Genomic DNA, 7,579 nt, shown 5'->3' with positions numbered 1-7,579 from the left:
CGGCCTCGGCAAGGTCGCCTTCGCCGTGTACGCGGACGGCGCCCGCCTCTGGCAGTCCGGCCCGGTCTCCGGCGGCGACCCGGCGGTACCGGTCCACATCGGCCTGGCCGGGCGGAAGACGGTACGGCTGGTGGTGGAGCCCAGGGGCACGGCCTTCGACCAGGCGGCCCTGGCGGACTGGGCCACGTCGCGGTTCAGCTGCGGTTAGAGGGCGTGGCTCCGGCCCGGAGGGCGCCTCGCTGTGGGGCGATGCCGGCCGGGACGGCGCGGGCGCGGGCCGGGGTGCCGGTCCAGCAGGTGCCGCGGCGGGCCAGGAGGCGGCGGAGCCAGAGTTCCAGGGAGACGAGGTCGGCCAGGCCGTCCAGCGGGAGGGGCTCCCCGGCGGCGGCCTCCCGGAGGGCCTTGCGGACCACGCGGGCCTCGACGAGCCCGGCGTCCGCGAGCAGCGGGGTGTCGAAGAGGTCGACCAGGGAGTCGGCGGCCAGCCGCAGGCCCGTGCGGGCGGCGGCGGCCGAGGACGCGTGGGACGGGGTGCCCCAGCCGGGCGGCAGGTCGGTGACCCCGGCGCCCTCCAGCACCGTGCGCAGCACGGCGGAGCGGGCTCCGGGCTTGACGCGCAGGGCCTCGGGGAGGTCGCGGCAGGCGCGGACGACCTGGTTGTCGAGGAAGGGCGCGTGCAGCCGCTGCGAGCGCACCTCGGCGGCCTGTTCCAGGACGCGGAGATCGGCCGCGTGCCGGGCGAGGACGGTACGGGCGCGGAACTCACCGGGTCTCTGCCCGGGCCCGCCGGCCGCCCGGTCGGCCCCGGTCTGCAGGAGAACCGATACTTCGGCCAGTGCTTCCCCGGTGAGCCACCGGGCGGCCGGACCGGGTCTCGCCCAGGTCAGCGCGGCGAGCGAAGCACCGACCGCCCCCTTGGGCTCGTCGAACCGCCGCCGCATCAGCCGCTCGGCCAGCGCCTCCAGGCCGGTGCGGTAGGGGGTACGGGACAGCCGCCGGGCGGCGCCGTACACGCGGGCGGGGACCAGGACCGAGCCGTCGGCGCGGGTGAGGGCGGCGACCGGGCGGACCAGATGGCGCCGCTGACGGTCCAGCAGCAGATCGGCCAGGCGGGCCGGGTGGGCGTCGAGCACCTGGCGGGCGCCGTGGCCGGTGAAGTGGTCGGCGCTGCCCGCGGCGAGCCGGGTGCGGTGCCGGGCGGCGGTGACCAGGGAGGGGCCGGGCTCGTCGGTGAGGGGGCCGTCGAGGTCGGCGTAGGGGAGGGTGTCCTCGGCGCCGGTGACCACCACGTGGTGCAGGCGGGGGTTGGCGGCGAGGGCTCCGGCGCGCTCGAGTTCGGCCTCACGGCCGCCGACGGCCAGGTCGTTGAAGGTGACGGCGAGGAGGCGCTCGCCGGCGCCCGTGCCGTGTCCGAGGAGGGTGCCGGGTCTGCCGGGGAGCCCGGCGGCGAGGAGGGCCAGGGTGCCGGAGGCGGGGCCGCCGGAGAGGTCGGCGCCGATGCCGGGCACCGGCATGCCGCGTGCCGCCCGCCGTTCGGCGGGGCCCATGCCGGGCACGGGGCCGGGGTCGAGTCCGGGGACGTGCCGGGGTGCGGCGAGCCGGACCCTTACGGCTTCCACCAGGGCGTCGCGTACGGCGTCCACCGCGCGGTCGGGGTCGGCGGGGGGTGCGGCGACGGCGAGGGAGGCGACCGGCTCGTAGCCGGCGATCTCGCGCGCTCCGGCGCGCAGCACCAGCGCGTGGCCCGGCGCCACGCGGCGTACGCCCTCGTAGGGGGTGGTGTCCCTCAGGGCGGCGGGTACCTCGGGGGCGGCGAGGAGGGCGGCGAGGTGACCGAAGTCGAGGTTGGCCTCGGTGAGGTCGGCGAGTGGCAGGGCCGCGGTGGCGTAGGCGGTGCCGCCCTCCCAGGGGGCGTGGAAGACCGGGCGGGCGCCCGCGAGGTCGCCGCAGACGGTGATGCGCCGGCCGGCCTGGACGACGGCGGTGTAGCTGCCCGGCCAGGCGGTGAGGTGGCGCAGGGCGCCGCCGCGCGCGGTGAAGAGACCGCGCCGCAGCTCCTCGTCGGAGGCGCCGCAGATGCCGAGGACGGCGATGCGGTTCTGGGCGTCGGCGTGCACCACGCGGACCTCGTCGGGGCGCCAGTCGCCCACGGCCCACAGCGGATCGGGGTCGCCCCACAGCAGATGGGAGCCGACGGGGCGCAGGGTCTCGCCGTCGTACCCGGTGGCTCCCGCGGTCTCGGCGCCGAGAGCGCGCGCGGCGGTGCTGCTCCAACCCACCAACCACCGCATCGACGCCTCCACAGGCTGTGGACCACCAGTGCACCGCACGAACCGGACCCCATGCTGCCATGAAGAACGCGCCGGGGAAGGGTGGTGGCGCCGCCTTCGATCGAGGGAAATCACCAGGAAACACGGCGGGGCCCGGCGCGCGGCCGGGACACGGCGGGGCGCGGCGGGCAGGATGAACGCGCTTCCTGCCTGCGAAGGTTGGCGGGAGGAGGGCGAGGGGAGAGCGATGCGAATGCGCCCCGGTTCACTCCCCCAGAACGCCCTTCGCGCCCTCAAGTGCCGTGGTGGGAACGGAAATACAGATGGCGGAACGACGGCTGTTTTCGGCCAATTTGGCGACCGGGCACGGGATGTGAGCACGCTCCGTACAGGCCCTGCGGAGCGCCCGGCGGCCCGGCGAGCGCGCACGGTCCGGGAGGCGAGCGTCGCCCCCCGGACCGGTCCGCCGCCCGCGGGGATGTAGGCGGCGGCGTCCCCCAGCCCACTGGACGCAAGTACAGCGGGCCGACCCACGCAGAGCCATGGAACCGCTCCCCCGGTGGCCGGACCAGAGCGCACGGACAGGCGCACGGCCACACGCGCGGGGGCACGCCGCGACGGACCGTGCACGGTGCGTACAGGGCCGTACTCCCGTACGGACCGCAATCACGCCATCCGGAACAATGCCCCTTAACGCTTGGGATGCGGCGAACTACGCTGTGTTTACGAATGCCGCGTGGTTATGCCAGCGGGGCAGCCGTCTGTGTCGAGGGGTGGCGCATGTCCAGGGAGCAACGCGGGCCGAACGAGAAACTCGGCACCGTTCTCGCCCTCGCGGGAATCAGCAACGCGGGCCTCGCGCGCCGGGTCAACGACCTGGGCGCGCAACGGGGTCTGACGCTCCGGTACGACAAGACCTCGGTCGCGCGCTGGGTGTCGAAGGGGATGGTGCCGCAGGGTGCGGCGCCGCATCTCATCGCCGCCGCGATCGGGCAGAAGCTCGGCCGGCCGGTGCCGCTGCACGAGATCGGCCTCGCCGACGCCGACCCCGCGCCCGAGGTGGGCCTCGCCTTCCCGCGCGACGTGGGGCAGGCGGTGCGCTCGGCGACCGACCTGTACCGCCTGGACCTGGCCGGACGCCGTGCCGGGTCGGGCGGGATCTGGCAGTCGCTGGCCGGGTCGTTCGCCGTGAGCGCCTACGCGACGCCCGCCTCCCGATGGCTGATAACCCCCGCCGACAGCTCGGTCGAGCGGGAGGCGCACCCCGAGGGGGGCGCCGCCGCACCGATCAAAGTCGGCCACAGCGACGTGCAGAAGCTCCGGGAGGCCGCCGAGGACGCCCGGCGCTGGGACTCCAAGTACGGCGGGGGTGACTGGCGTTCCTCGATGGTGCCGGAGTGCCTCAGGGTGGAGGCGGCCCCGCTGCTGCTGGGCTCCTACTCCGACGAGGTGGGCCGCGCGCTGTTCGGGGCGGGTGCCGAACTGACCCGGCTGGCGGGGTGGATGGCCTTCGACACCGGCCAGCAGGAAGCGGCCCAGCGGTACTACATCCAGGCGCTCCGGCTGGCCCGCGCGGCGGCCGACGTGCCGCTCGGCGGGTACGTGCTCGCCTCCATGTCCCTCCAGGCGACCTACCGGGGCTTCGGCGACGAGGGTGTCGACCTCGCGCAGGCCGCCCTGGAGCGCAACCGGGGGCTGGCCACCGCGCGCACGATGAGCTTCTTCCGGCTGGTCGAGGCGAGGGCCCACGCGCGCGCGGGCGACGCGCACGCGGCGGGGGCCGCCCTGAAGTCGTCCGAGGGCTGGCTGGAGCGGTCCCGTGAGGGCGACAGCGACCCGTCCTGGCTCGGCTTCTACGGCTACGACCGCTTCGCCGCCGACGCCGCCGAGTGCTACCGCGACCTCAAGGCACCCCGCCAGGTGCGCCGCTTCACCGAGCAGGCGCTGTCCCAGCCGACCGAGGAGTTCGTCCGCTCGCACGGGCTGCGCCTGGTGGTCTCCGCCGTGGCCGAACTGGAGTCGGGCAACCTGGACGCGGCCTGCGAGCAGGGCGTACGCGCGGTCGAGGTGGCCGGCCGCATCTCCTCCGCCCGCACCACCGAGTACGTCAAGGACCTCCTCCACCGCCTGGAGCCCTACGGCGACGAACCCCGAGTGGTGGAACTCCGCGAACGGGCCCGCCCGCTGCTGATGGCTCCCGCCTAGGGTCTTTCGTTTGGATCAGGCCGGACCCCGCGAGCCCGGCAGGATCCAAACGAGAGGCCCTAGACGGCACAAGGCTTCTGTGGCGCGGTTTGAAGGCGTTGTCAGTGGCGCAGTGCACTATCGAGGCCGGGAGGTGGTGCAGATGCGGGCGGACGCGTACGACTGCGACGTGCTGGTGGTCGGTGGCGGCATCGTCGGGCTGTCGACGGCGTACGCCCTGACGCGCGCCGCGCCCGGCACGCGGGTCACCGTGCTGGAGAAGGAGCCCGGCCCGGCCCGCCACCAGACCGGCCGCAACAGCGGGGTCGTGCACAGCGGGATCTACTACCGCCCGGGCTCCCTCAAGGCGCGGTACGCGGTGCGCGGCGCCGCCGAAATGATCAAGTTCTGCGCGGAGTACGGCATCGACCACTCCGTCACCGGCAAGCTGATCGTCGCCACCGACCGCGCCGAGCTGCCCCGGCTGCACGCCCTGGTGCAGCGCGGCCGGGAGAACGGCATCCCGGTCCGCGAGCTGGGCGCCACCCAGATCGCCGAGTACGAGCCCGAGGTGCGCGGTCTGGCCGCGATCCACGTCGGCACGACCGGCGTCTGCGACTTCACCGCCGTCGCCCGGCAGCTGGCCCGCGCCTCCGGCGCCGAGATCCGGTACGGCTCGCGGGTCGTCCGGGTGGACCGGCGCCCCGAGCGGGGCGTGGCGGTGCTGACCTCGGCCGGCCAGGTGGTCCGCGCCCGCGTCCTGGTCAACTGCGCGGGCCTGTACTGCGACGACCTGGCCCGCCTCACGGGGGACGAGCCGGGGGTGCGGATCGTGCCCTTCCGGGGCGAGTACTACGAGCTGGCCCGCCCGGAGCTGGTGCGCGGCCTGGTCTATCCGGTGCCCGACCCGGCGTTCCCCTTCCTCGGCGTCCACCTGACCAAGAGCCTCGACGGCGGGGTCCACGTCGGCCCCAACGCCGTCCCGGCGCTCGCCCGCGAGGGGTACGGCTGGGGCGTCGTCCGCCCGCGCGAGCTGGCCGCCACCGCGGGCTGGCCCGGCGCCTGGGCCCTGGCCCGCAGACACTGGCGGTACGGCGCGGGCGAGCTGCGCCGCTCCGTCTCCAAGCCCGCCTTCCTGGACGCGGTCCGCCGCCTGGTGCCCGGCGTGGAGGAACGCGACCTGGTCCGTGCCCCGGCCGGCGTCCGCGCCCAGGCGGTCACCCGCGACGGCACCCTGGTGGACGACTTCCTCATCCGCGAGGGCGCCCGCGCGGTGCACGTCCTGAACGCCCCGTCCCCCGCGGCCACGGCGTCCCTGCCGATCGGCCGGGAGGTGAGCCGCCGGACGCTTACGATGCTGCGGGCGCTGTGAGGGGTCGGGCGGCCGGCTCACCGTGACCGGCACAGGCGTATGCCGGTTCACCGGGATGTACCCAGTGGGGGTGCCGTGACCGACCCCACCCCCGCCGACGCCGTGGGCCCCCTCCTGGGACCGCCTAAAATCGGAGGCACTGTGTCTGACTCCGTGAATGCCACCGAAGCCATCCGGCCCGCCGAGGCCGGGCCGTCCGCGCGGACCTCGCGGAGCAAGGGCGAGCCCCGGTTTCCCGACGGTCCGCAGCCCGATCCCGCCGGATCGCACTTCGAGCGGCGCATCCGCAGCTTCCAGCCCCGGCGCAGCCGGGTCACCACCGGGCAGGCCGACGCGCTGGCCCGGCTGTGGCCGCAGTGGGGGCTGGACATCGACGGGCAGCGGGTCATCGACCTCGCGGAGCTGTTCGGGAACTCCAACCCCGTCGTGCTGGAGATCGGCTTCGGCATGGGCGAGGCCACCGCGCAGATGGCGGCGGCCGCCCCGGACACCAACATCCTCGCCGTCGACGTGCACACCCCCGGCCAGGGAAATCTGCTGAACCTCGCCGACCAGGGCGGCCTGACCAACGTCCGGGTCGGCAACGGCGACGCGATCATCCTGCTGCGGGAGATGCTCACCCCCGACTCCCTCGACGGGCTCCGCGTCTACTTCCCCGACCCCTGGCCGAAGAAGCGGCACCACAAGCGGCGGCTGATCCAGCCCGAGTTCCTCACCCTGGCCGCGACCCGGCTGGCACCCGGTGCGACCGTGCACTGCGCGACGGACTGGGAGCCGTACGCCGAGCAGATGCTGGAGGTGCTGGACGCGCACCCCGGCTTCGAGAACACCCGCGCCGAGGGCGGCTACGCCCCGCGCCCCGCGTTCCGTCCGCTGACCCGCTTCGAGGGCCAGGGCCTGGACAAGGGCCACGTGGTGAACGACCTGCTCTTCCGCCGCGTACCGCACATCAACCCGTAGCCCGGCGGGCCGCAAAGCCCGAGGCCGTACGGCCCGGTGACCGTTAGGGTCGATGTCGTGGCCATCAGTTCTCCGTACCCGCCCCTCCCCGACGGCCCCCGGCCGGTCTGGTGGCGGCGGGAGTGGGTGCGGCACGGGGCGCTGGCCGGGCTGCTGGCGCTGTCCGGGGTGGTGATCCTGGCGCTGGTGCGGCGGCAGACCGGTACCGAGGGGTTCCTCGTCGGGCTGGGGCTGGCCGTGGTGCCCGTGCCCTGGCTGATAGCCGCGTTCCGCTGGCTGGACCGGGTACGGCCCGGACCGTGGCGGAACCTGCTGTTCGCCTTCGCGTGGGGGGCCTGCGCGGCGGCGCTGATCGCCATCGTCGCCAACAGCTTCGCCACCCACTGGATCGCCACCGCGACCGCCGACCCCTCCGGCGCGGACACGCTCGGCGCGACGGTGATCGCGCCGGTGGTGGAGGAGTCCGCGAAGGCCGCCGCCGTCCTGCTGGTGTTCGTGTTCCGCAGACGGGACTTCACCGGGCCGGTCGGGGGCGCGGCGATAGCCGGGGTGACCGCGACGGGGTTCGCGTTCACCGAGAACATCCTCTACCTGGGCAACGCCTTCGGCACGGACCAGTCCATCGGCACCTCGGGCATCGTCTCCGTGACCGCCGCGACGTTCTTCGTACGCGGGGTGATGTCGCCGTTCGCGCATCCCCTGTTCACCGTGTTCACCGGCATCGGCTTCGGGCTGGCCGCCCACCGGGACGAGCCAGCGCAGCCGACGACCGCGGGGCAGGGCGGCCAGCCCG

At 75.0% G+C, this 7,579-nt stretch carries 6 protein-coding genes; 5 read left to right on the top strand and 1 reads right to left on the bottom strand.

The features are described from left to right. Positions 1-208 (top strand): NPCBM/NEW2 domain-containing protein (locus CCN33_RS22765; protein WP_208621849.1); only part of this gene is annotated, 208 nt, incomplete at its 5' end. Here the strand turns inward: CCN33_RS22765 and CCN33_RS22760 are convergent. Then, on the bottom strand, positions 195-2,291 hold the full coding sequence (locus CCN33_RS22760) for an asparagine synthase-related protein (protein WP_086695381.1): 2,097 nt from the start codon (positions 2,289-2,291) through the stop codon (positions 195-197). The two genes, CCN33_RS22765 and CCN33_RS22760, sit on opposite strands and share 14 nt — an antisense overlap. 759 nt (positions 2,292-3,050) lie before the next feature. On the opposite strand from CCN33_RS22760, the gene CCN33_RS22755 reads away from it, so the two are divergent. The 4 genes from CCN33_RS22755 to CCN33_RS22740 form a co-directional block, all read left to right on the top strand. Next, on the top strand, positions 3,051-4,475 hold the full coding sequence (locus tag CCN33_RS22755) for an NsdA family TPR-like regulatory protein (protein WP_030817171.1): 1,425 nt from the start codon (positions 3,051-3,053) through the stop codon (positions 4,473-4,475). A gap of 142 nt (positions 4,476-4,617) precedes the next feature. Continuing rightward, entirely contained in the window at positions 4,618-5,826 is a 1,209-nt protein-coding gene (gene lhgO / locus CCN33_RS22750) for an L-2-hydroxyglutarate oxidase (protein ID WP_208621847.1), read from the top strand. A 141-nt stretch (positions 5,827-5,967) separates the two neighbouring features. Continuing rightward, a complete protein-coding gene (gene trmB / locus CCN33_RS22745) occupies positions 5,968-6,786 on the top strand; it encodes a tRNA (guanosine(46)-N7)-methyltransferase TrmB (protein WP_208621846.1) in 819 nt (272 codons plus the stop codon). A 57-nt stretch (positions 6,787-6,843) separates the two neighbouring features. Continuing rightward, positions 6,844-7,579: PrsW family intramembrane metalloprotease (locus tag CCN33_RS22740; protein ID WP_140394627.1), on the top strand; the 736-nt coding region annotated here is incomplete at its 3' end.

The sequence above is a fragment of the Streptomyces recifensis genome, assembly GCF_002154615.1.
Taxonomy (GTDB): domain Bacteria; phylum Actinomycetota; class Actinomycetes; order Streptomycetales; family Streptomycetaceae; genus Streptomyces; species Streptomyces griseoluteus.
Note: the sequence above shows the minus strand (reverse complement) of the source record. Positions and strands in the feature narration are given on the sequence as shown.